The 20,914-nt window shown below is 64.7% G+C and carries 20 protein-coding genes; 15 read left to right on the top strand and 5 right to left on the bottom strand.

The features are described 5' to 3' along the window. On the top strand, window positions 1-633 hold the full coding sequence (locus tag OKA05_RS00350; RefSeq protein ID WP_264485091.1) for a thioredoxin family protein: 633 nt from the start codon (window positions 1-3) through the stop codon (window positions 631-633). Between the two features lie 107 nt (window positions 634-740). On the opposite strand, the gene OKA05_RS00345 is transcribed toward OKA05_RS00350, so the two are convergent. From OKA05_RS00345 to OKA05_RS00335, 3 genes are all read right to left on the bottom strand, one after another. Continuing rightward, a complete protein-coding gene (locus OKA05_RS00345; RefSeq protein ID WP_264485090.1) occupies window positions 741-1,142 on the bottom strand; it encodes a hypothetical protein in 402 nt (133 codons plus the stop codon). A 77-nt stretch (window positions 1,143-1,219) separates the two neighbouring features. Continuing rightward, window positions 1,220-2,293, bottom strand: coding sequence for a 6-phosphofructokinase (locus OKA05_RS00340; protein WP_264485089.1), 1,074 nt, complete (start codon window positions 2,291-2,293; stop codon window positions 1,220-1,222). 56 nt (window positions 2,294-2,349) lie between these two features. Beyond that, window positions 2,350-3,303, bottom strand: coding sequence for a D-alanyl-D-alanine carboxypeptidase family protein (locus tag OKA05_RS00335; RefSeq protein WP_264485088.1), 954 nt, complete (start codon window positions 3,301-3,303; stop codon window positions 2,350-2,352). A 418-nt stretch (window positions 3,304-3,721) separates the two neighbouring features. On the opposite strand from OKA05_RS00335, the gene OKA05_RS00330 reads away from it, so the two are divergent. The 11 genes from OKA05_RS00330 (at window position 3,722) to OKA05_RS00280 (ending at window position 16,756) form a co-directional block, all read left to right on the top strand. Beyond that, the gene (locus OKA05_RS00330) at window positions 3,722-4,651 is read left to right on the top strand and encodes an RNA recognition motif domain-containing protein (RefSeq protein ID WP_264485087.1); all 930 of its coding nucleotides are present in this window, start codon (window positions 3,722-3,724) and stop codon (window positions 4,649-4,651) included. 102 nt (window positions 4,652-4,753) lie between these two features. Then, on the top strand, window positions 4,754-5,623 hold the full coding sequence (gene miaA / locus OKA05_RS00325; RefSeq protein ID WP_264485086.1) for a tRNA (adenosine(37)-N6)-dimethylallyltransferase MiaA: 870 nt from the start codon (window positions 4,754-4,756) through the stop codon (window positions 5,621-5,623). A 72-nt stretch (window positions 5,624-5,695) separates the two neighbouring features. Then, window positions 5,696-8,230, top strand: coding sequence for a circularly permuted type 2 ATP-grasp protein (locus tag OKA05_RS00320; RefSeq protein ID WP_264485085.1), 2,535 nt, complete (start codon window positions 5,696-5,698; stop codon window positions 8,228-8,230). Window positions 8,231-8,322: 92 nt separating this feature from the next. After that, window positions 8,323-9,195, top strand: a complete 873-nt coding sequence (locus OKA05_RS00315) for a transglutaminase family protein (RefSeq protein WP_264485084.1) — start codon at window positions 8,323-8,325, stop codon at window positions 9,193-9,195. A 52-nt stretch (window positions 9,196-9,247) separates the two neighbouring features. Then, complete coding sequence (locus OKA05_RS00310; RefSeq protein WP_264485083.1) at window positions 9,248-9,544, top strand: type II toxin-antitoxin system Phd/YefM family antitoxin; 297 nt, start codon at window positions 9,248-9,250, stop codon at window positions 9,542-9,544. 3 nt (window positions 9,545-9,547) lie between these two features. Then, on the top strand, window positions 9,548-9,937 hold the full coding sequence (locus OKA05_RS00305) for a type II toxin-antitoxin system VapC family toxin (protein WP_264485082.1): 390 nt from the start codon (window positions 9,548-9,550) through the stop codon (window positions 9,935-9,937). A 77-nt stretch (window positions 9,938-10,014) separates the two neighbouring features. Next, on the top strand, window positions 10,015-12,387 hold the full coding sequence (locus tag OKA05_RS00300; protein WP_264485081.1) for an RNA polymerase sigma factor: 2,373 nt from the start codon (window positions 10,015-10,017) through the stop codon (window positions 12,385-12,387). Then, window positions 12,384-14,303 (top strand): hypothetical protein, encoded by a 1,920-nt coding sequence (locus OKA05_RS00295; RefSeq protein WP_264485080.1) that lies wholly within the window; start codon window positions 12,384-12,386, stop codon window positions 14,301-14,303. The genes OKA05_RS00300 and OKA05_RS00295 overlap by 4 nt, the downstream gene beginning before the upstream one ends. 53 nt (window positions 14,304-14,356) lie before the next feature. Then, window positions 14,357-15,085 carry a glycerol-3-phosphate 1-O-acyltransferase PlsY gene (gene plsY, locus OKA05_RS00290; RefSeq protein WP_264485079.1) on the top strand — a complete coding sequence of 243 codons (729 nt, stop codon included), beginning with the start codon at window positions 14,357-14,359 and terminating at the stop codon, window positions 15,083-15,085. Beyond that, window positions 15,078-16,079, top strand: coding sequence for an NAD(P)H-dependent glycerol-3-phosphate dehydrogenase (locus OKA05_RS00285; RefSeq protein WP_264485078.1), 1,002 nt, complete (start codon window positions 15,078-15,080; stop codon window positions 16,077-16,079). Before plsY ends, OKA05_RS00285 begins: the two co-directional genes overlap by 8 nt. Beyond that, the gene (locus OKA05_RS00280) at window positions 16,076-16,756 is read left to right on the top strand and encodes a DedA family protein (RefSeq protein WP_264485077.1); all 681 of its coding nucleotides are present in this window, start codon (window positions 16,076-16,078) and stop codon (window positions 16,754-16,756) included. The genes OKA05_RS00285 and OKA05_RS00280 overlap by 4 nt, the downstream gene beginning before the upstream one ends. A 76-nt stretch (window positions 16,757-16,832) precedes the next feature. Here the strand turns inward: OKA05_RS00280 and OKA05_RS00275 are convergent, their stop codons facing one another. After that, window positions 16,833-17,255: a YlbF/YmcA family competence regulator gene (locus OKA05_RS00275; protein WP_264485076.1), complete on the bottom strand. Its 423-nt coding sequence runs from the start codon at window positions 17,253-17,255 to the stop codon at window positions 16,833-16,835. Window positions 17,256-17,362: 107 nt separating this feature from the next. Between OKA05_RS00275 and OKA05_RS00270 the strand changes: the two genes are divergently transcribed. Beyond that, window positions 17,363-18,394 (top strand): alpha/beta hydrolase family protein, encoded by a 1,032-nt coding sequence (locus tag OKA05_RS00270; protein ID WP_264485075.1) that lies wholly within the window; start codon window positions 17,363-17,365, stop codon window positions 18,392-18,394. 1 nt (window position 18,395) lies between these two features. Here OKA05_RS00270 and OKA05_RS00265 read toward each other — a convergent pair whose 3' ends face one another. Then, entirely contained in the window at window positions 18,396-19,199 is an 804-nt protein-coding gene (locus OKA05_RS00265; RefSeq protein ID WP_264485074.1) for a glycine-rich domain-containing protein, read from the bottom strand. Window positions 19,200-19,371: 172 nt separating this feature from the next. Here OKA05_RS00265 and eda point away from each other — a divergent pair, with 172 nt between their 5' ends. Both eda and OKA05_RS00255 read left to right on the top strand, forming a co-directional pair. Next, a complete protein-coding gene (eda, locus tag OKA05_RS00260) occupies window positions 19,372-20,001 on the top strand; it encodes a bifunctional 4-hydroxy-2-oxoglutarate aldolase/2-dehydro-3-deoxy-phosphogluconate aldolase (protein WP_264485073.1) in 630 nt (209 codons plus the stop codon). Window positions 20,002-20,009: 8 nt separating this feature from the next. Beyond that, window positions 20,010-20,864 carry an ROK family protein gene (locus OKA05_RS00255; protein ID WP_264485072.1) on the top strand — a complete coding sequence of 285 codons (855 nt, stop codon included), beginning with the start codon at window positions 20,010-20,012 and terminating at the stop codon, window positions 20,862-20,864. The last annotated feature ends 50 nt before the right edge of the window (window positions 20,865-20,914 follow it).

The following is a 20,914-nucleotide window of genomic DNA, read 5'->3' as shown; positions in this document are numbered from 1 at the left end:
ATGAAAACGTCCGCATTTCTCCTCATTTCCGTAATCTCCACGATCCTGCCCGCCACCCTACAAGCCAGGACATGGAAGGAAGCAGGATCCGACCGCACGATCGAAGGCGATTACGTCCGCACCGAAGGTGATCAGGTCCTCATTCGCAAACCGGGTGGAACTACATCGAAGATCGCCCTCTCCAAGCTCAGCGAGGACGACAAGAAATTCGTGGCCGGACAGGCACCTGCGAAGGAAGCCGCCGCTGACAAGGACGTCTTCAAGTGGGAGACCGACTTCGAATTGGCCAAGCAGCGCGCCAAGGATGAAAAGAAGGACCTCCTCGTCGACTTCACCGGTACCGACTGGTGCGGCTGGTGCATCAAACTCAAAAAGGAGGTCTTCGACCAGCCGGCCTTCCAGGAATACGCGAAGAAGAACCTCATCATGGTGGAACTCGACTTCCCTCGTAAAAAGGTCCTGCCCGAAGAGTTGAAGAAGCAGAACGCGGAACTCGCCAAGAAATACGAGATCCGAGGGTATCCCACGATCCTGCTTCTCAATTCGAAGGGCCGTGAAGTCGCCCGCACCGGCTACCAGGAAGGCGGCCCCGACAAATACATCGAGCACGTCAAGGAACTGCTCAAGAAGTGAGCGGTCAGATGGATGCGCTGGGTTTACCACCAGCTTGAAACGCTGGCATGAGAATACCCTCGTCTGGACGAGTCGGACCGACGTTTCCTCCGGATGAGGATATCCATCTATGGGTCGTCGGTCGAAACGGCATCGGCCGCCCAATAGGTCTGCTTGTGTCCCCTCGCCTCTAGCTCCGCCTGGAGGTTCTCGGCATGGGATTTCGTTAGATTGGCCTCCACCAGAAACGAGTTACCGTGGTCATCCTGACGCCATACCGCCCATGTCGGGAACTCGATCGCTTTCACCACCGCCCACCAGCCAATACCATCGCAGCCCCACTTGACGCCGAGGCGCGATGCAATCGTGCGGAGCAACTCGATCTCCGAGGCTTCCGCTCCCGCGTCTAACAGACTTCCGGAGGTCGGCTTGCCCTCTGCGTCACAGAGAGTGATCGGTAAAACTCCGACAGGACAACCGGGCCCTCCCGGTTCGCCCAAGCGGTGAAAGGGTCCGTGGTTTTCGCTCATGGCGCATACCCGAAAAAAGAAGCGGGCACCCCTTGGGTTACCCGCTCCTTGAGAAACTTCAATCCGTCAATTCGCGATCAATCGCCCAGGCAAATGCCCACAGCCTTCGCGGCCTTGACCATTTCACCATCGGGCTCGACGAGGCGGAGCTGATTGACCGCTTCCTCGATCGGCACGGAGTCCACGTGGTAGGCTTGATAGCTCACCATGCGGCCGAAGCGGCCTTCCTCGGCGAGCTTCACGGCCATCACGCCGAAGCGGGTACCAAGGATCCGATCGAGCGCCGTGGGAGCGCCACCGCGCTGGAGGTGGCCCAACGTACAGGAGCGGGTTTCCTTGCCAGTCAGGCTTTCGAGACGGCGCGCGATGATGTCGCCGATACCGCCGAGACGGACTTCACCGCCGGCATTCTCCGCCACGGTGGCTAGGTCGCCGTCCGGCAGGTGCGCGCCTTCGGCCACCACCACCAGCGTGCTGTGATGACCTTGGGAATCGCGAGCCTTGATGAACTCCGCGACCTTCTCGGTATTGAAGGGAATTTCGGGAAGCAGGATGACATCCGCTCCACCGGCAATGCCACCCCACAACGCGATCCAGCCGGCATGGCGACCCATCACTTCGAGCACCATGATGCGCTTGTGGCTTTCGGCGGTGGTGTGCAGACGGTCGAGGCCATCGACCACGGTGCTGACCGCGCTGTCGAAGCCGAAGGTCATGGCGGTCGCGCGCAGGTCGTTGTCGATGGTCTTCGGCACGCCGATGACCGGCCAGCCTTCGCGGAAAAGCTGCAGGCCGGTGGTCAGCGAGCCGTCACCGCCGACGATGACGAGCGCGCGGATCTCTAGCAGATCCATTGTCCGCTTAGCCTTGGCGACGATGTCGGCGGGCACTTCGGCGATGTCGCCCTTGCCGACCTTGGCGGCGAAGTGGCCCTTGTTCGTCGTACCGAGGATGGTGCCGCCGAGCTTGAGAATGCCCTGCGTGTCCTGCGGCTTGAGCACCTTGTAGTCACCCGGGGGAAGCAGGCCTTCAAAGCCGTCCTTGAACCCGATGACCTCCCAGCCGAGCTGCGTCGCCGCACCGACGACACCGTGGATCACTGCATTGAGGCCGGGGCAGTCGCCGCCGCTGTTGAGAATACCGATACGCATCGCGTCTGGGTTTGGTGGTTGGAGACTGGTTCGATAAGTCAAAAGAGTGCCATATTTCAGCGTGGATTCGGCACGTTGAGAATTTCCTTCTCGCGATCTTGGATCGGCGCGCCAGCCGCGACCCAGCGATCGTAGGAATCCCAGCCTTGGCGAAGCAGACCGCGAGCCCGGTTGAAGCGGTCCGGGTTGTTAAGCACCACCACGATGAGGCGGCGCGGTGTGACCGCTTTTTCACCGTCCGGCTTGTCGCGAACGAGCGGGTCGCGGTCGGAGGCGACACTCACGCATGGCCCCGCGGCATTGGTGGTGCCGGTCTTCACGCCCAGGATGCCGGGCTCGCCGACCAGTTCGTTGGTGTTCTTCACATTGAAGGAACGCGGTCCGGCCGGGCCCTGGACGGTCACCTGGCGATCCTTCTGGCGGGTGATGAAGGTGAAGCCCGGCTTCCGCATTGCATAGACGGACAGCTTGGCCACGTCAGCGGCGGTGGAGAATCCGTTCTGCTTTGGCAAGTCCAGCCCGTGGGGGCTGGCGAAGCGGGTCTTGGTGAGGTTGATCGCCTTGCCGAGCTCGTTCATCTCAGTGACGAATGCAGCCACGCCGTCGCCAGTGCGACCGCGGGCGCGCAGCATTTCACGGCCAACGTGATCGGCCACGGTCATCGCGGCGAGGTTGTCGGAGCCGAGAAGGGCTGCATAGAGCGCGTCACGCAGCGAAATCCGGTCGCCGGGCTGGAGCGCCATCGGGTTCGGACCGCCGATCGCCTGCACCGAGGCCGGCACGGTCGCCTCCACCTTGCTGAGATCCGCGCCGGTGGCGTCTGCCCAGTCCACGATGATCACGCCGGTGGCGATCTTGGTGAGGCTGGCGACCGGGCGCTTCACCACCGAATTCGCTGCGGAGATGACTTTTCCCGAGTGGGCCTCTACCACCATGAACGCTTCACCCTGCTGGGCATGCGAGACGGCGGAAACGAGGGTGAGGATAAGAATCGAAAACGCGCGTTTCATGAGGCGGGCGGACTCTACCGGGGTGGGGCCGTGGCTCAACCCAAAACCCGCCATTTCGCGCCTTGCCTTTGATTCCGAGGGCGGTAGACTTCCGGCGTCAAGCAGCCCCGCACCCATTCCGGCTGCCCGCCGCCGGCCAGAACGCAGTTTTTGGCAGCAGCGCTCCGCTTGGGCGGACGCAATCGGACCTCGGCGGACCCCGGAGAACGCGGAAATGCCTGCCAAACCGGGCCAACGCGCGATAACCGCCTTTTCCCGGGTCCATGGAGACTTCCAGCCCGTCCCGCATCGAGTGGCGGAAACTTCCCGGCACCAAAAAGCCGGCGACCCGGAAAATGGCAGGTCGAGCCTGCAGCCCCGCCCGAACGCGGGCGGCTGCCCGCCGTCGCAAGAACGGCCCGCCAACCGAAACGAAAACATGTCGAACGCCACACCTGACACCCGCGGCACCGGCGACGGAGAACGTCGCCGCCGTCGCTCCCGCGGAGGCAAAGGCCGGAATCGCACCCGGCAAGACCAAGACCCGAACAACTCCAGCTCCAGCCCGAATCATGGCGGCCACAAGCGCTCCCATGGCCATGGCGGCGGTGACCGTAACCGGTCCGACCGCGGTGGGGAACGAGAAGAGCGCGGTGATCGCGGCCCTCGGCCGCCTCGCAAGGAGTACAAGGAATACAAGCCCGCCCCGCTGACCCTCTGGCAGAAGATTCTCAAGATCTTCGGCCTCTATAAGGAGCCGCTCCGCCCGCGGAAGGAACCCATCCGCTTCGAGGAAGGTTCGCCCCGCGAGCCGAAGTCGAACGTCCGCATCGCCAAACAAGCGCTGGAACAGCGTCCACGCGAAGAACGCCCTCCTCGCGAGGAGCGTCCACCCCGCGAGGAACGCCCGCCGCGGGAGGAACGGCCCCCTCGCGAAGAGCGCCAGCGCCGTAGCCCGGAGCGCGGCGACGTCGCCAGCGCCCGCATCTATCTCGGCAACCTGTCCTACGATGCCACCGAAGAAGACCTCCGGGACCTCTTCAAGGGCGTCGGCACCGTCCGCAACGTCGAGATCGTCTACAACCGCCGCACCCACAAATCGAAGGGTTACGGATTTGTCGACATGCTCAATCTTGAGGAAGCCAAGCGCTCCGTGGAGGTCCTCCACGATCAGTTCTTCATGGGCCGCCAACTCGTCGTCAGCGGTGCCAAGACCAAGGAGCACGAAGACGCGCTGAAGGAAGAGACCGCCGCTCCGGCTGAGTCCACCGCCCCGGCAGCCGTTGCCGCGGCGACCATGACCCCGACCGAGCCCCTTGCCACGGCTGAACCTGCCGACTCGACCAAGCCGGAAGAGCCCGCCGCCTGAGCATAGCCTCTGCGAATCATTCCCCGCCCCGCCCGGAAACTTCGGGCGGGGCGTTTTTGTCTCACTTGATAGGACCGATCGGCCCCATAAGGCCTATTTCAGATGACCCTGCCCGCCCCCGAGCATCTGTTCTTTGTCTGCGGCCCCACGGCCTCAGGCAAAAGTGCCCGCGCCTTGGAGATCGCCGCGGAACTCAACGGCGAGATCGTCAATGCCGACGCCTTCCAACTCTACCGAGGCCTCGAAGTCCTCACCGCCGCGCCGCCAGCCGAAGACCGGGAAAAGTGTCCGCATCACCTCTACGGCGTACTTTCCCCCGACCAACCCATCGAAGCCATGGCCTACCTGCGGCTGGTGGTCCCGGTGATCGGGGAAATCCTCGGCCGCGGAAAAACCCCGGTCATCACTGGCGGCTCCGGGCTTTACCTGAAATTCCTTTCCCACGGCCCCTCGCCACTGCCCCCGGGCGAGCCGGCCTTGAGAGCCGAACTCGACGCCGTCCCGCTTGAGGAACTGGTCGGCCGCCTGCAAGCACTCGACCCCCTCGAAGCCGCCCGCACGGATCTGCAGAACCGCCGTTACGTCTCCCGCGCGCTGGAGGTTTGCCTGCTCGCCGGAGTCCCCTGCTCCACCCTCCGCGATGACTGGGAAGCCGCCACCGCCGCCCGGGCCAGCAAGCTCCGCGGCATCCTGATTTCCCGGCCCCGCCCGGAACTCCACGACCGCATCGCCCGCCGCACCCGCCAAATGCTCGACGGCGGGGCGATCGAAGAGGTCGCCCGCCTGCAAAACCCCGCCCCCGGCCTGGAGAAAGCCATCGGCTACGGCGAAATCCGCCGCCACCTCGCCGGCGAGATCGACCGCGCCGAATGCGAGGCCCTGATCAATGCCGCCACCCGCCAGTACGCCAAGCGCCAGGACACCTGGTTCCGCCGCGAACGCTGGTTGAAGGAAGATCGGCACGGCATCTGATTCAGGGGCGCGATGACGTGCCCGGAGTCCCCGCCATTGCCAAACCAAGCGGATGCGGGCATACCCTCGGTCATGCCGGCTGCGGTCACCCCGAGAAACATCCTCCCACCCGGCTATGCCCGCGGCGTCTGGGACGAAATGCTCGCCACAGATGGCAGCGTGAACCCGTCGTGGTCGCACGTCGCCTCGTGGCTCGGCGGCCTCACGCCGGAGCAAGCCATCGCTACCAATGCCGAGATCTCCCGCTCGCTGCGTGAGAATGGCGTCACCTACAGCGTCCACGGCGCACCGGACGGAGAGCACCGCGCATGGCAGATCGATGCCGTCCCGTGGGTCGTCTCCGAGCAGGATTGGAGAGTGATCGAAGCCGGTTTGGTCCAGCGGGCCGAGCTGCTCGACCACATTCTGACCGACCTCCACGGCGAGCAGCGGCTCATTACCGAAGGCTGGCTGCCGCCGGAACTCATCCACGCGCATCGCGGCTACCTGCGGCCGTGCCATGGCATGCGGCTCGCGTCGAAGCGCCAGCTCATCCTTTACGCCGCCGACCTTGCCCGTGGTCCCGACGGCCGCATGTGGATTGTTAACGACCGCACCCAAGCGCCGTCCGGCAGCGGCTACGTCGTGGAAAACCGCGGCGTGATGACCCGTGCGATGTCGCGACTATTCCACCGCACCGGCGTGCGGCGAATCGCAGGCTTTTTCCGCACTCTTCGCGAGACCTTGGAGTCATTTCCCACAGCCAGCGGCGCGCGCGAACCGCGTGTGGTCATCCTCACGCCGGGCCCACAGAATGAGACCTACTTCGAGCACGCCTTCCTCGCCTCCTACCTCGGCTACTCGCTGGTCCAGGGCGACGACCTCACGGTGCGCGATGCCCGCGTGTGGCTGCGCTCGCTCGGCGGACTGGAGCCGGTGGATGTCATCATCCGCCGCGTCGATGCATGGTTCAGCGATCCGCTGGAACTGAAGGAAGACTCGCAGCTCGGCGTGCCCGGATTGCTGGAGTCCATGCGCGCTGGCAATGTCGCCGTGGTGAATCACCCCGGCAGCGGCGTGCTGGAGAATCCGGCTTTGATGGCTTTCCTGCCGGGGATCTCCCGCCATCTGCGCGGTGAGGAGCTGATCCTACCTGCCGCCGCGACCTGGTGGTGCGGCGAGAAACGCACCCGCGACCACGTGCTCGCGAACCTCGACAAGCTGGTCGTGAAATCGATCCACCGCGCGCCGACCTTTGGAACGGTCTTCGGCGGGACCCTGAGCCAGGCGGAGCGGGAAACCCTCCGCGCCAAGATTCTCGCCGCACCGGAGTGCTACGTGGGCCAAGAGCAAGTTGGCTTCTCCACCCAGCCCTGCCTGACCGGCACCGAGATCGAAGCCCGCCGCGGCGTGCTGCGCGGATTCGTGACCTCGACGTCCGACGGCCGCTATATCGTGATGCCCGGAGGACTGTCCCGCATCGCCGCCTCGTCGGAAGCGCAGATCGTTTCCAGCCAGCTCGGCGGAGCCTCGAAAGATACCTGGGTCCAAGGCACCGATGCCGAACCCTTCGTCAGCCTTTGGAACGACAACGCCGAGGCCGCCGGTGAGGCGGACTCGCGCAACGTGCCGAGCCGCTCCGGTGAGAACCTCTTCTGGACCGGCCGCTATGCCGAACGCGCCGAAGGCACGGCCCGCCTGCTGCGCCGCGCGGTGATGAGCTTTGTGGAATCGATCGGAGACGATGAAGGCCAACTCAGCCGTCATCGCGAAATTCTCATGGGCGGCTTGCTGGGAGTCACCAACGCGATGCCGATCCACGAGGACGAGGACCATGCCGTCGTGAGCGACGAGGAAGAGGTCATGTCCCTGCTCAACCAGCCGGGCCGCGTGGGCTCGTTGGCCTACAACCTCCGCTCGTTCCGCAATTCCGTCTACGCCGTCCGGGACCTGTGGTCACCGGACTCTTGGCGTGTGATCGAGGCGATCATCCGCGAGTGGGTGGAGGAATGCGGTCCCATCACCCGGGATCTCGATGATTTCACCGATCCGCTCAACCGTCTGATCCTGCACCTCACGGCATTGTTAGGTCTGAATCTGGAGAGTATGACCCGCGACGCTGGCTGGCGTCTGCTGGACTCCGGCCGCCGCATCGAACGGGCGCAATTCCAACTCGCGGTGATCCGCCATTTCCTCGTCGAAGGCCGCGCTCCGGAGGAAGAACAGCTCGTAATGGAGACGGTGCTCGCCGCCTCCGATAGCCTCGTCACCTACCGCAAGCGCTACCGCACCTATCCACGAATCGAGCTGGTGCTGGAACTCCTCTTGTTAGAGCCGAACAACGCCCGCTCGCTGCTCTATCAGATCCAGCGGCTGGAAGGAAACATCGACCGCCTGCCCCGCCAGGCGAAAGGCGCGCGCCTCACCACCGAGCAACGTATTCTCGTAGAGACATCCAGTCGCTTGCGCCTCACCGACATCGCGACATTGGCGAGCACCAATGGCGGACGTCGCCGCAAATTGGAGAGCTTCGTCGATCACATGCTGTCCTCTCTCGGCCAGCTTTCGAACGCGCTGACGCTGACGTATTTCCGCCACGCCGACCGGCCGCACTTCCTGCATGGGTAAGCTCGCCGATGGCAGATCGTAGATGGCAGATTGAAGAAAGCCGCTACCCGCCTGCATCTGACATCCACCATCTTCCATCTGCCATCTCCTTCATGCGCTACCGCATCCGCCACCGGACCACCTACCGCTACGACACGCCGGCGAACTTGTGCCACAACGAGGCCCGGTTGCGCCCGGTGGATTTGCCAGGACAGCGCTGCTTGAAATGGAAGCTGAGCATCGATCCGCAGCCGGAGTTTCACCGCAATCGCCGGGACTCATTCGGCAACCACATCGACTACTTCTCCATTCAGCGGCCGCATCCGGAGTTGGTCATCACCGCGGAGAGTGAAGTGGAGGTACTTTCTGCCGGCCAGCTCCCCCTCGAAGCGGGCGGACCGTGGGACCGGTTGTTAGAACAGCTCCGCACCTCGAAGGACCCCGCATCGCTCGACGCCCGGGCTTTCGCGCTGTCATCGCCGCTGATCCCCGTGCTGCCGGAATTGGCGGAGTTTGCACGAGCCGATTTCACACCGGGCCGCTGCGTGCTCGAAGCCGTGTCGGCGTTCAATGCGCGGATCTTCCACGAGTTCAAATTCGATCCCGACTTCACCACCGTCGCCACGCCGGTGCTGGAGGTGCTGCAGAACCGCCGCGGTGTGTGCCAGGACTTCGCGCAGTTGATGATCGCCTCACTGCGCTCGATCGGGTTGCCGGCGCGGTACGTCTCCGGCTATCTGGAAACCCTGCCACCGCCCGGCAAGGCGAAGCTTGTCGGAGCGGATGCATCGCACGCCTGGGTTTCGGTTTTCGTGCCCGGGCAGGGATGGCTGGACTTCGATCCCACCAACAACGTCCGCCCCGGCGAGCGCCACATCACCGTGGCAACCGGCCGCGATTACCGCGACGTCTCCCCCTTGCGCGGCGTCACCGTCGGCGGCTTGAGCCACACGCTCAAGGTGTCGGTGGATGTGACGCCGATTTAATTCGGGGTGTATTTTCCCTTGCAACGAATTCAGACCCGACTAGTCTGACCCCATGAAAGAAGTGGGTCTTTACGACGCCAAAACCAAGCTCTCGGCTCTCGTTGCGGAGTTGGAGAGCGGCGGTGAAGCTATCGCCCTCACGCGGCATGGGAAGATCGTGGCGGAACTCCACCCATACCGCCCCGCACTTGCCCCCAAGCGTGGCTGTCTTAAGTCGGCGGATTTCTATATCTCTCAAAGCTTTGAAGACTCCGAAACTGGCTTTGAGGACTTCTTTGGCGACTTCGAGCCGCCTGCACTGAAGGTGGCGGAAGAGCCCATGACCAGGCCCCTGAAAAAGCAGCCCTGAGCCATGGATCACTTGGTCGATACCTGCACCCTCATCTTCTTCCTCGAAGACAGCCCGCGCCTTCCTGACCGGGTCGCGCGACGCATCGAAGACCCGGCGTCCCGCTCGCTGGTCTCGCTCGCCAGCCTGTGGGAGGTCGCCATCAAGACCTCGCTCGGCAAGCTCCAGGTTGACTGGGGAGACCGCGAAGATCTGCCCGAGGTGCTTTCCAAGATCGGCTTCGAAATGATTTCCCCCGGCTGGCAAGCCATGCGCCGGGCCGCCTTTCTCCCGCAGCATCATCGCGATCCTTTCGACCGCCTGCTTGTCGCCGAGTCGCAGATCCGCGCTCTGCCGGTGCTTTCCTGCGACCAGAAGCTCGATGCCTACGGCATCACCCGCGTCTGGAACTGAGGAAAAAATCTCCGTTCACGGAAGATTCCTGTCGTGTGACCATCACGGCGGAGACGTACATGGGAAAAGCGATACCCATGCCCGAAGAAAAGGACGACCGCAGTTTATTGGAATGGTTCCGCGACACGCGCAGCGAACCAGCCTTCACCGAACTCGTCCGGAGGCACTTGCCGCTGGTCTTCCAAGTCGCGCATCGGCGGTTGGGATCCGCGGCGCTGGCGGAGGAAGCGGCGCAGCATGCCTTCGCCCGTCTGGCGATAAAAGCAGCGGCGGTCGCCCGCCATCCTGAGCGCCTGCGGGCCTGGCTGCATCGCACGGCCTACTTCGAAGCCAGCACCCTGGCGCGCAAGGAGACCCGGCTTTCCCGCCTGCCACTCCAACCGGAACCCGAAGCGATGAATCGTCCCGAAATCTACGACCGGCTCGACGAGGCGCTCGACAAGCTGCCGGAACTCGACCGCGAACTGGTGCTCCGCCACTGCTGCGGAGGCGAGGATTACCGGCAGATGGCGACCGCCGTCGGCAAGTCGGAAGCCGCCTGCCAGAAGCGGGTCGAACGTGCGCTCGCCCGCCTCGCCCAAGGGCTGAGTGGCACACGGACCACTGCCGCCGTTGTCGCCGCTTTCGCCGTCTCGTCGGCGAAGCTTCCGGCAGCAGAACAAGTCGCCGCTGCTGCCTTGAAACAGCAAGCCATGGGCGGCGCGGTGGCCGGAGCGATCTCTGGCACCAAGGTCGCTGCGTGCGCCGCGCTGGCCTTGGCCGGCGGAGCCCTTGGCTGGCAGGGCGAGCGCAAGCCGCTTCCGCCTCCTGTCGTGGTCTCTGCGCCAGCTTCCATCTCCGAGACCTCTTCGCCGAAGACGGTGGCTCAGCCGACCGGTATCGCTCTTGCCCCGCGACCGGTCCGCATGGAGCGCTCACTGGATCAGGTGCTGGAAAGCATCCTCGCCGGACGCCTCGCGCCATTGGTCGAGTTTCTTCCCCAAGCCACCGTCGCCGACCTGCGTGCCATCATGGCCGAGGATGACATCGGCGATCTTTCCGAGGGCATGGGCACCTTTGGCACAGCCTACAACCTCGCGGCACGACGCTGGGTCGAACTCAAACCAGCCTCCGCTTTTGAATACGGGCTGGACCGCTCGTCGTCCCTTGCGACACGGATGCTCGTCCGCTGGCTTGAGATCGATTCGAAGGCCGCCGCCGCTGCCTTCCTGGCGATGCCGTCCGTCGACCGGCAAACGCTTGCCCGCGACATCCTTCGACAAAATGACGACGTCGCCGGATTGCTTGCGGCGATCGATCCGTCCGTCGCGTGGGCCATCGAGGACGAGGGCCACCTTTACCCCAATCCAGTCCTGAAATACGAGAAGGCGCATCGTCTGGTAGAGGCGCTTCTCAAGCGGAAGCCGGAGGACGAACCGAAGGTGGGTGAGCTGGAGGAAATCCACATGGCCTTCTGGCAACTGGCACAGAAGGACCGCCAGCAAGCAATCAAACACGCCGGGGCTCTTCCATGGCCTGTGCTCCGTGCACAAATGCTGACGGTGGTCGGCCAGCCGCCGGCATCGGAAACCCTTCCTCCGGGGAAAATCCGCACCGAAACCGTCAGCCGCGAGACCGGGCAACTCGCAGCGACCGATCCCGAAGCAGTGATCCGCCACCTGCAATCCACCCCACCGGGACCCGAGCGCGATGCCATCTATGAAGTCATCTCCAGCGGTCTCTCGGCCAAGGATCCGTGGCGTTTGTTAGAGACCGTTCGATCGCTTGAGGGCTCCTTCAATACCTACCACCTGGCTCCGGCACTCAGCTTCGCCGCCAAGGAAGATCCGCAGCGAGCGCTCGCGCTGTTGCCCGATCACTCCGCCCGCTTCACCCACTATCGCGGCATCCGCGGGCTTGCGGACGACGTCCTTTCCGGTTGGCTGGAAAAGGATGCTCCGGCCGCCATCCGCTGGGCGGCAGAGGCGGACATCTGGCTTGGCACGGAAGAATTGGGAAAGGCCACCTGCACGCCGGAGGCCTTGCTCGAATTGTTCTCGGACGAGAACGCATCGGTGCGCACCATGGCCCGCAATGCACTCCATCAGCACCTTGAGGCAGGACTTGGCGATGGCACCGCGCAGGGCCTGTTAGACAAGATCCCCCGGGAGGCGGCGGACGACATGCTGAAATGGATCGCGGCAGATGCCTGCGGACGCGGCAGCTACGAGGAAGCCATGAACATCGCCGCGTTGGCCTCCGCTGAAGCACGGGAGCAAGAGCTGCTTCCACAAATGGCGCTCCGGGCGTTGCGGGATGACTCCGCCGCCGCGGTGGAGTGGTTGAAATCGCTTCCCCCTGCCGACCGGCGCGCCGCCGTCGGAGGCCTCCAACGCCTCGTGGGCAATCCAAGCTATGGCGGCGGAGACGTTCCTCAGATCCGCGAAGCCCTCCAACAAATCGCCCCATGAAATCCTTCCGCTCCTTCCTGATCCCGGTCGCCTGCTTCGCGGCCACGTGGGTGCTCACCCGCTTCGCGGCCGGGCACTTTTCCCACCCTGCGGCTCCCGTGGTGGCCCTTCCCATGGCTCCGACGAAAACGAAGCGTGAACGCCCCGATCCGCGGAAGACTTCGATCGAAGCGCTGGCCGAAGATTTCGGGATCCGACCCATGAACCAGTGGGCGGACCGCTGGGACGAGTTTGCCAGCGAGACCACGGCAGAGGATCTGCAAAGGCTGCCCGCGCTCTTTGCCAAGCGGCGCGATGGCCACCCGGTACAAGGTGACGATCTCTTGCAGGTGCTCGCCCGGGAAGAACTTGCCACCCGCACCGGCCGACCGGTCGATCTCACTCCCGAGTCGTTCTCCGCGCTGGCGGATATGAATGCCGCGTCGGCTTGGGACCAGCTCGCCGCGAACCATCGTGCAGACTTCGCCGTGGCGGCCTTGCGGACCTTGGCGGGCAAGGCCCCCGCGGAGGCACTCCGCCGCTATCGAGCCATGCCGAAGGCCGCGCCCGAACCACTCGGCGATGGCAGCAAGGCGGAAGGCAGGCGAGCCGCGGTCTGGCACACCCCGATTGGCTCGATCTTCGGCGCTTGGGCGCGCCAAGACCCCGCCGCTGCCGCCGCCGCGGTGATGACCCTGCCCCCGGCCGACCGTAGCCAAGCCGCCAATCATCTGGCCATGACTTGGGCCTTCCGCGATGGGCCTGCGGCGATCCGCTACATCCTCGACTTCGATAAATCCGGCGAAGGCTTCACCTCGCGGCACCTGCGGCTCGACGTGATGTTGCGCGCCTCGTTTCGCACCCATCCGGAGGAAACCGCAAAGCTCATGGCCGGGAATGCCATGCTGCGCAAGGTGATCGGCGAGCCACCCAATCTTTACGTGGCCGTGAAGCCCTGGCTCGCGGCGGATCCGGAGGGCGCTCTCGCGTGGCTGTTAGATCCATCTAACAAATCGAGTAAGGACGCCATCTACTGGCTTCGCCTTGATCGGCAGCCCGGGATCGCCGCCCGCATCGTCCGAGCCCTCGCCACGACTGACACTCCCACGGCCCTCGATCTCCTGATCACGATGTATCGCCGCGAACCCGAAGCAGCCTTGGCGCTCGCCGATGAACTGGCGATTCCCCTGCGCGAAAGCCCCCGGCTGGAGGCGATCCGCATCGCCGACAATCCCGAGCACGCCTGCGAACGCTGGCTGGCGGCCTTGCACGAGCACGACGATCCGAAAGAGGCCCTTGCTGCCTTGGGCTGGACCGGCGAGATGGCCTGCGAGCTCGCGGCCCAAGCCGCCCGCGCCTTTCCCGACAAGGCCGCCCTGCTCTCCAAGCGGGTGCCAGCGTCGTCACTCGACGCGACCAATCTATGGCGCCGCAACAACCGGGAGATCGCGAACTACTGGCCGGAACTGGCAGGTGCCCTCGAATACCCGGTCCCGGCAAACGCCAAGCCGCCGTTTCCCGAAGCGAGCTTCCGCTTTGACCCCGCTGCCGCGGCCGAAGCCTTGCTCGACACCGATCCGGGCGTCCCAGAGGTGGCCCAGGCGATCAAATTGTGGGCCCCCTACGATCTGCCCGCGGCCCGGAACTGGCTTTCGCGCCTGCCGGATGGCCCGGCCCGACAGCAAGGCCAAGTGGTCCTGGCAGGAATCCAGGTGTCCGTCGATCCGGAGGCCTCGCTGAAGATTCTGGAGGCCTCCGCTGGAGCCGCGAACACCGGCCAGCTTTGGGAATCGGCCGTCCGCCGGCTTCTCTACACAGGCGGCGACTGGCAGGGCTGGCTCGCCCGGGCCCCTGAAAACGGCCGCAGCCGGCTGGCCGACGAGCTTGCCCACGAAGCCAAGCTGCTCGATCTGGCCCGCCGGGCCTCTCGCCGGTAGCCGGGATTCGGGGGGTGACATCCCCCGCCCTTTCGACTACCCAAGCCGCGCCCATGCAGCTCTGGCTCTGTCCGCTCATCGCGTTTCTCCTCGGCTCGATCCCGTTCGGCCTGTTCATCGCCCGGATGAAGGGCATCGACATCCGCCAGCACGGCTCTGGCAATATCGGCGCGACGAACGTGCTACGGGTCGTCGGGAAGAAGCACGGCATCACCTGCCTGATCCTGGATGCGCTGAAGGGATTCATCCCGGTCGTGATCGCCCTGAATCTGGTGCAGATCGAAGGCCGCAAGGTCGGCATTCCCATCCCCGCGCTGGATGCATTCGCACTCCACTTGCCTGCGGCGGAACAACTCACCGGCCAGTTGGTCCATGTGGCCACGGCGCTCCTGGCCATCCTCGGCCACAACTACTCGCCGTGGGTCGGCTTCAAGGGGGGCAAAGGCATCGCCACCTCGGCCGGTGTGCTGCTGGGCCTGATGCCGTTCGCCGTAGTGCTGCTGATCGCCGTCTGGCTGCTGGCCTTCGCCATCACCCGCTACGTCTCCGTTGCCAGCATCGCCGCCGCCGCCGCGCTGCCGCTCCTGACCCATGTCGGCGCGCGTTTCCACAAGGGCCCCGATGGCCGGACCTTGTGGGAAGCCGGCACTTGGAACAAACCGCTCTTTGTCTTTTCCGTCGTGATCGCGGTATTGGCGATCTGGAAGCACCGGGGAAATATCCAGCGTCTGATGAACGGCACCGAGAACCGGTTCCAGCCCAAGAAGAAGTCCAATGCCTGACGCCTTTTCTTCCGCCGCCATCCTGGGCACCGGCTCCTTTGGCACCGCGCTGGCGGTCCTGCTCGCGCCGAAGCTTTCCGCGCTGGTGATGATCGGCCGCGACGCAGCCGTGGCGGAGTCGATCAACGCGCATCACCGCAACCCACGCTATCTCACGGAGATCGTGCTGCCGGAGAATGTTCGGGCCTCGACCGCCCTAGCCGATGCCGCTGCCCATTCACTGGTCATATTCGGCGTGCCTACTGCCGCCACCCGCCAGTGCGCCAATGACCTCGTCGGCCTGCCGCGGGAAACGGTGCTGCTTTCCTGCGCCAAGGGCATCGAGCGCAATACCGGCGAGCGGATGAGCGAGATCCTCCACGATGTCTTCCCGGACAACCCGATCGCGGTGATCTCCGGCCCGAACCACGCCGAAGAAATCGCCGCGGATCTGGCGACCTGTGCGGTCATCGGCGCGACGGACGAAGCGCTCGCACGGAACCTCCAGGAACTCTTCACCGCCCCGCATTTCCGCAGCTACACCAGCGACGATCTCGCCGGCATCGAGCTCGGCGGCGCGATCAAGAACGTCTATGCCATCGCCGCGGGCATCGCCTCGGGACTTGGTCTGGGCGACAATGCCATCGCCGCGCTGGTCACCCGCGCGCTGGCCGAGATGACCCGCCTCGGCGTGGCGCTCGGCGGCCGGGCGGAAACCTTCGCCGGCCTCTCCGGCGTCGGCGACCTGATCGCCACCTGCTTTTCCCGGCACTCGCGCAACCACCGCGTCGGCCTCGCCCTCGGCCACGGCAAGTCGCTTGAAGAAGCGACCACGTCACTCGGCATGGTCGCGGAAGGAGTGCCGAACACGCTCTCGATCCACGATGCCGCCAGCCGCGCCCACGTCCGCACGCCGATCATCGACTCCGTTTACTCGATCCTCTACCAAGGCAAGCCCGCCGCCCGTGCCATGCACGAGTTGCTCAGCCGCGACCCCCGCCCCGAGAACACATGAAGGAAATCATCGATTTCATCCTGCACATCCAAGAGCACCTCACCCAGTTCACCAGTGACTATGGTGGGTTAGTCTATGCGCTGCTGTTCCTGATCGTCTTTTGCGAAACCGGCCTCGTGGTCACTCCATTTTTGCCGGGAGATTCACTCTTGTTCGCCGTCGGAGCCTTGGCCGCCGACCCGAGTGCCGGCCTGAACGTCTGGATCGCCGCGATCGTTCTCCTTGTAGCGGCCATCCTCGGAGATACAGCGAACTACTGGATCGGCCGCAAATGCGGGCAGTGGATGATGCGAAAATTCCCGCGCATCGTGAAGCCCGAGCACATCGCAAAGACCAACGAATTCTTCGTTCGATACGGCGGCAAGACCATCATTCTCGCCCGCTTTGTCCCGATCGTCCGCACCTTCGCTCCCTTCGTAGCCGGCTCGGGCGAGATGGATTACAAGCGGTTCATGTCCTTCAACGTGATCGGAGCAGTCCTCTGGGTCGGCCTTCTCTTGCCGGCCGGATGGTTCCTCGGGAACGCGGAGTTCACGATTGGCGGACGTCACATCGTGGTAAAAGACCATTTCGAAATCGTCGTTCTCGCCATCATCGGGATTTCGGTGCTCCCAATCATCATCGAGTTTGTGAAGGCGAAGATGAAGCCGAAGGCCGTTCCGAACGCGGCTGAGTAGTCCCACAAAAGCATCGGGCGGCTTCCGTGAAGAAGCCGCCCGGGCGACGAAGAAATTAGCCGGATAGAGACCGGGCTCAGCAGCCACAGCCGCCGCCACCGCAGCAGCCGCCTTTTTCGGACTCGGCGATGTCTTGCTCGGTCGGCACGCGGCCGAGTTCGAGGGTCATGTTGACATACTTGCCGATGGTCTTCTGGAGCGACTCCAGTTCGTCCTGGGCATCGAGGAAAGCGGCGGCGACTTCGTTGCTCATCAGCGCGTCGCGGGCGGCTTCGAACTCGCGGATCTCGGTCGGGGCGAGCTTGACGCCGGAGTGCTGCTTGTGGTGCAGCTCCTCGCCGCGCTGGTGCACGGTCTGATACATCAGGCGCGCACCGTCGTCGCTCAGGAAGCGCTCCACAGCCTGCTGGAGCTTCGTGAAATGCGCGTCATCGGCGATGGCGGCGCAGAGTTCACGGGTCTTGGTCATCACGGCGGACGTCTCGGCGAGCAGAGTCATGGGCATCCCCTAGTCGCCACTGTCGTTTCTGGCAAATGCGATCTTGCAAATTTCACGGGAGTCGCGCTCGGATTTCACGTAGGCCGGATGCTCTCCTCAGCCATCAAATGAAGCGCTTCCGCCGGGTCATTTTCCGCTTGTTGATCGTCGCCCTGCTGCTGGTCGCAGCCGCGCTCTTCGCCACCGGCTGGTGGGGCTCCGGGCGGCTGATCTCGCCGCAGCGGCGTGCCTTGCAGGACTACCACCGCGAAATCCTGGCCCGTCCGGCGGAGTTCGGCCTGAGGGTGGAGCCATTCACCACCGCGGACCAGACGCCCTGCCTGCTGGTCACCGGTGTGAAGAAACCCGGCAAGGCGGAAAAGGGCCGCCTCGTCCGGGATGAACTCCAGCGCCGGGGCGTGGCCCTGCCGCCGTGGGGAGCCCAATTGGGGACCATCGTGATGTTCTACGGCCACAGCGGCCGGAAGGAGGACCACCTGCCGATCTGCGAGCGCTTCTGCGCCGCCGGTTTCCGCTGCCTGCTGATCGATATCCCGGGCCAAGGCGACCATCCCGGAACGATCGGCACCTTTGGCCTGAGCGAATCCGAGCTGGCCGGGCAGGCGCTAGCGGAAGCAGCCACCAAGTTCCGCTTTACAGCCACGCCCGCCTGCCTGTTCGGCGTCTCGCAAGGCGGCGCCATCGCGCTGCAGGCAGCGGCGCGCGAGCCGGCGAAATGGGCGGGCGTCGCCAGCGTGGCCACCTTCGCCTCGCTGGATCGCCCGGTGCGACGCGCGGCGGAGTCGATCTTGCCGAAGCGCTTCCACTTCTGCTGTACGCCGGTCGCCCTAAGCGTGAGCTGCGTGACTAGAATGCGGGCCGGCTATTGGCCCGCCGACGTGAAGCCGGTCGAGGCTGCGGCGAAACTCCACCTGCCGGTCATGATCGCCCACGGCGACCGCGACCGCTACATCGGCATCGAGCAAGCAAAGGAGATCTTCGCCGCCGTGCCCGACCGCCGGAAGCAATTCCGGGTAGTAAAGGGCGCGGACCACAAACAGGTATTGGCCACCGGCTCGCACGCGCTCTACGCCGACCTGTGCCAGTTCTTCCTCAGGTCGCTGGAACCCGCGCCAATGGCCTTCGAGCGGACTGAGTGACTCAATCGCCACCTCCCCCGCCGCCGCCCCCGCAGCCCGACGAGCTGCATCCGGAGGAACCGCACCCGGAAGAAGATCCGCCATCGCCCCCGTTGCTGCCGCAGCCGGATGAGCCCCCGCCGCCGCAGGAGGAAGTCGTGCCGCCGCCGGAGCCACAGCCATTCCCACCCCTTCCTCCCCTTTTCGAGACGACGACAATGACCACGAGGAAGAGCGCCATGCCGAAAAAGCAAAACAGCCCCTCCGGACCCGTCGCAGCGAGAAGGTTCGTGCAACCGGCCAGCGCCGGAAGCGTCGCCACCGCGGCCGAGCCGAGTAGCACCCGCTTGGCGGTCCGCTTCGGGACGATCCAGTGCGTCGCGGCGTCCACCTTGCGGGTCGTCGCGGGACTGAAACGGATCGCCAGCGGCGGCCAGATGTCGGCGGGTGGCTCCTCGCCGAAATGGGCGCGGTAGCTTTCCAAGGTCCGCGCATACCAGCCGGCGAACTTCTCGTCCTCCCTCTTCCCACCCTCGGTCGGACCGTGGTGGAGCGGCTTGCCGAGGATTCCACCGCACATCCCATCCCAGTAGGAGCGGGTGTAGCAGAGGTGGAGGTGCCACGCTTCATCGACCTCCTCGGACGGGGTCACCGGATGACCGGCCCGAATGGCCAGCCATACGAAGCGCTTGTATTCCGCCATCACGCGGAGGGCGAAGCCGCGGGTCCAGCCGTTTTCCCGCGCCAGCCGGGCGCTGAAGGGAAAGGTGGCACCGGGTTCATCGATTTCGAAGGACTCCAATCGCAGAAGCAATTCGTCTTTCATGCGGTGGCATGCGAGCAGGTCCGTGCGCCACCGTCGCCTTGAAAATCCGGCCCAGTATGGAAGTGCCAGGTGGACGGATTTCCGCTCCTATGACACGACCGGGTTTCCACGTTTAGCTTCCGCTGGCACGGAGCGGTCTTGGCAGCTCCGTCTCGCCCGCAGACTCTTGGACATGCTCGACCGCATCCTCTCCAAGCGCATCGTCCCCGTCGTCGTGCTCGACCGTGCCGATGACGCCGAGCCATTGGCCGTAGCCCTGCTTGCCGGTGGCCTCGACATCATGGAAATCACCTTCCGCACCGCCGCCGCGGAGGAGTGCATCAAGCGCATCGCCGCGCGCTTTCCGGAGGTGCTGTTAGGTGCGGGCACGCTGCTTGAGGACGAGCAAGTCCAGCGCGCCAAGGACGCCGGTGCCGTCTTCGGCCTCGCGCCCGGCTTGAATCCGCGGACCATCGCCAAGGCCAATGCCATCGGCCTGCAATTCTCACCGGGCGTGATGACCCCGAGCGATGTCGAGCAGGCGCTCTCGCTCGGCTGCAAGCTGCTGAAATTTTTCCCCGCGGAAACGGCGGGCGGCACCGGCATGCTCAAGGCCCTCGCCGGTCCCTACGGCCATACCGGTGTGAAATTCATCCCGACCGGCGGCATCACCTCGGGCAACCTAGCGAACTACCTCAAGCTGCCGGTCGTCGCGGCCATCGGCGGCTCGTGGATGGTGGACAAACAACTCGTCAACGAGGGCAAGTGGGATGAGATCACGCGACTGACCCGCGAAGCCTTGGCCGCCGCGGCGGCCTGTTAGACTGAATCATGATTGCAGGTATCGAACTCGGCGGAACGAAAACCGTGGTGGCCACCGGCACCGCGGTCGGCGAGGTGCGTGAAGAGTGGCGCTTTCCAACCACCACGCCTGCGGAAACGATCGGCCGGGCGATCGAGTGGCTGCGCGAACGCGGCGAACCACAAGCCATCGGCATCGCGGCCTTCGGCCCCTTGGGCGTCGTTCCCGGTCGCCCCTCGTATGGGAAGCTGCTCGCCACTCCGAAACCGGGATGGGCGGGATTCTCCATCATCGACTCATTGGCCGCAGCTTTTCCGCAAGCCCGTCTAACACTGGAAACCGACGTGAATGCCGCCGCCCTTGCCGAGGCTCGGCTCGGTGCGGCCCAAGGCCTGGACGATGTGGCCTACATCACCATTGGCACCGGGATCGGTGCGGGGATCTTGAGCGGAGGTCGCTTGGTTCACGGTGCCCTCCATCCCGAGTCCGGGCACTTCAAGGTGCCGCGTGCTCCGGGTGATGATTTCGCGGGCGTCTGTCCGTTTCACGCCGATTGCCTTGAAGGCCTGGCAAGTGGTCCATCGATCGCAGCGCGCTGGGGCAAGCCCGCGGCGGAATTGCCCGCCGATCACCCGGCATGGGAAACCGAAGCATGGTATCTCGCCCACTGCGTGTTGGCCCTGTTAGGCATCGTCTCGCCATCGCGCGTGATCATCGGCGGCGGCGTGTCGCAAGCAGATGGCTTCCACGAGAAGACCGAGCGCATCCTCGGCGAGATCGCGGCCGGATACTTTTCGCCGATCGAAGCGAAGCCCTACGTGGTCCCTCCAATGCTCGGCCAGCAGGCCGGAATCAAGGGCGCTTTGTTGTTGGCTGCCGGGTAGCCGCCTTCGTCTGCAATTCGCAGCGACTTCACCGGAACTTCCGGAGCATC

The sequence above is a fragment of the Luteolibacter arcticus genome, assembly GCF_025950235.1.
In the GTDB taxonomy this organism is placed as follows: Bacteria; Verrucomicrobiota; Verrucomicrobiia; order Verrucomicrobiales; family Akkermansiaceae; genus Haloferula; species Haloferula arctica.
Note: the sequence above shows the minus strand (reverse complement) of the source record. Positions and strands in the feature narration are given on the sequence as shown.

What these genes read in the sequence shown, in the direction of transcription:
- miaA (WP_264485086.1), top strand. Translation starts at nt 4,754, where the DNA reads ATGACCCTGCCCGCCCCCGAGCATCTGTTCTTTGTCTGCGGCCCCACG.
- OKA05_RS00285 (WP_264485078.1), top strand. Translation starts at nt 15,078, where the DNA reads ATGCCTGACGCCTTTTCTTCCGCCGCCATCCTGGGCACCGGCTCCTTT.
- OKA05_RS00320 (WP_264485085.1), top strand. Translation starts at nt 5,696, where the DNA reads ATGCCGGCTGCGGTCACCCCGAGAAACATCCTCCCACCCGGCTATGCC.
- eda (WP_264485073.1), top strand. Translation starts at nt 19,372, where the DNA reads ATGCTCGACCGCATCCTCTCCAAGCGCATCGTCCCCGTCGTCGTGCTC.
- OKA05_RS00310 (WP_264485083.1), top strand. Translation starts at nt 9,248, where the DNA reads ATGAAAGAAGTGGGTCTTTACGACGCCAAAACCAAGCTCTCGGCTCTC.
- OKA05_RS00315 (WP_264485084.1), top strand. Translation starts at nt 8,323, where the DNA reads ATGCGCTACCGCATCCGCCACCGGACCACCTACCGCTACGACACGCCG.
- OKA05_RS00295 (WP_264485080.1), top strand. Translation starts at nt 12,384, where the DNA reads ATGAAATCCTTCCGCTCCTTCCTGATCCCGGTCGCCTGCTTCGCGGCC.
- OKA05_RS00345 (WP_264485090.1), bottom strand. Translation starts at nt 1,142, where the DNA reads ATGAGCGAAAACCACGGACCCTTTCACCGCTTGGGCGAACCGGGAGGG.
- OKA05_RS00280 (WP_264485077.1), top strand. Translation starts at nt 16,076, where the DNA reads ATGAAGGAAATCATCGATTTCATCCTGCACATCCAAGAGCACCTCACC.
- OKA05_RS00330 (WP_264485087.1), top strand. Translation starts at nt 3,722, where the DNA reads ATGTCGAACGCCACACCTGACACCCGCGGCACCGGCGACGGAGAACGT.
- OKA05_RS00350 (WP_264485091.1), top strand. Translation starts at nt 1, where the DNA reads ATGAAAACGTCCGCATTTCTCCTCATTTCCGTAATCTCCACGATCCTG.
- OKA05_RS00335 (WP_264485088.1), bottom strand. Translation starts at nt 3,303, where the DNA reads ATGAAACGCGCGTTTTCGATTCTTATCCTCACCCTCGTTTCCGCCGTC.
- OKA05_RS00270 (WP_264485075.1), top strand. Translation starts at nt 17,363, where the DNA reads ATGAAGCGCTTCCGCCGGGTCATTTTCCGCTTGTTGATCGTCGCCCTG.
- OKA05_RS00265 (WP_264485074.1), bottom strand. Translation starts at nt 19,199, where the DNA reads ATGAAAGACGAATTGCTTCTGCGATTGGAGTCCTTCGAAATCGATGAA.
- OKA05_RS00275 (WP_264485076.1), bottom strand. Translation starts at nt 17,255, where the DNA reads ATGACTCTGCTCGCCGAGACGTCCGCCGTGATGACCAAGACCCGTGAA.
- OKA05_RS00300 (WP_264485081.1), top strand. Translation starts at nt 10,015, where the DNA reads ATGCCCGAAGAAAAGGACGACCGCAGTTTATTGGAATGGTTCCGCGAC.
- OKA05_RS00305 (WP_264485082.1), top strand. Translation starts at nt 9,548, where the DNA reads ATGGATCACTTGGTCGATACCTGCACCCTCATCTTCTTCCTCGAAGAC.
- OKA05_RS00255 (WP_264485072.1), top strand. Translation starts at nt 20,010, where the DNA reads ATGATTGCAGGTATCGAACTCGGCGGAACGAAAACCGTGGTGGCCACC.
- OKA05_RS00340 (WP_264485089.1), bottom strand. Translation starts at nt 2,293, where the DNA reads ATGCGTATCGGTATTCTCAACAGCGGCGGCGACTGCCCCGGCCTCAAT.
- plsY (WP_264485079.1), top strand. Translation starts at nt 14,357, where the DNA reads ATGCAGCTCTGGCTCTGTCCGCTCATCGCGTTTCTCCTCGGCTCGATC.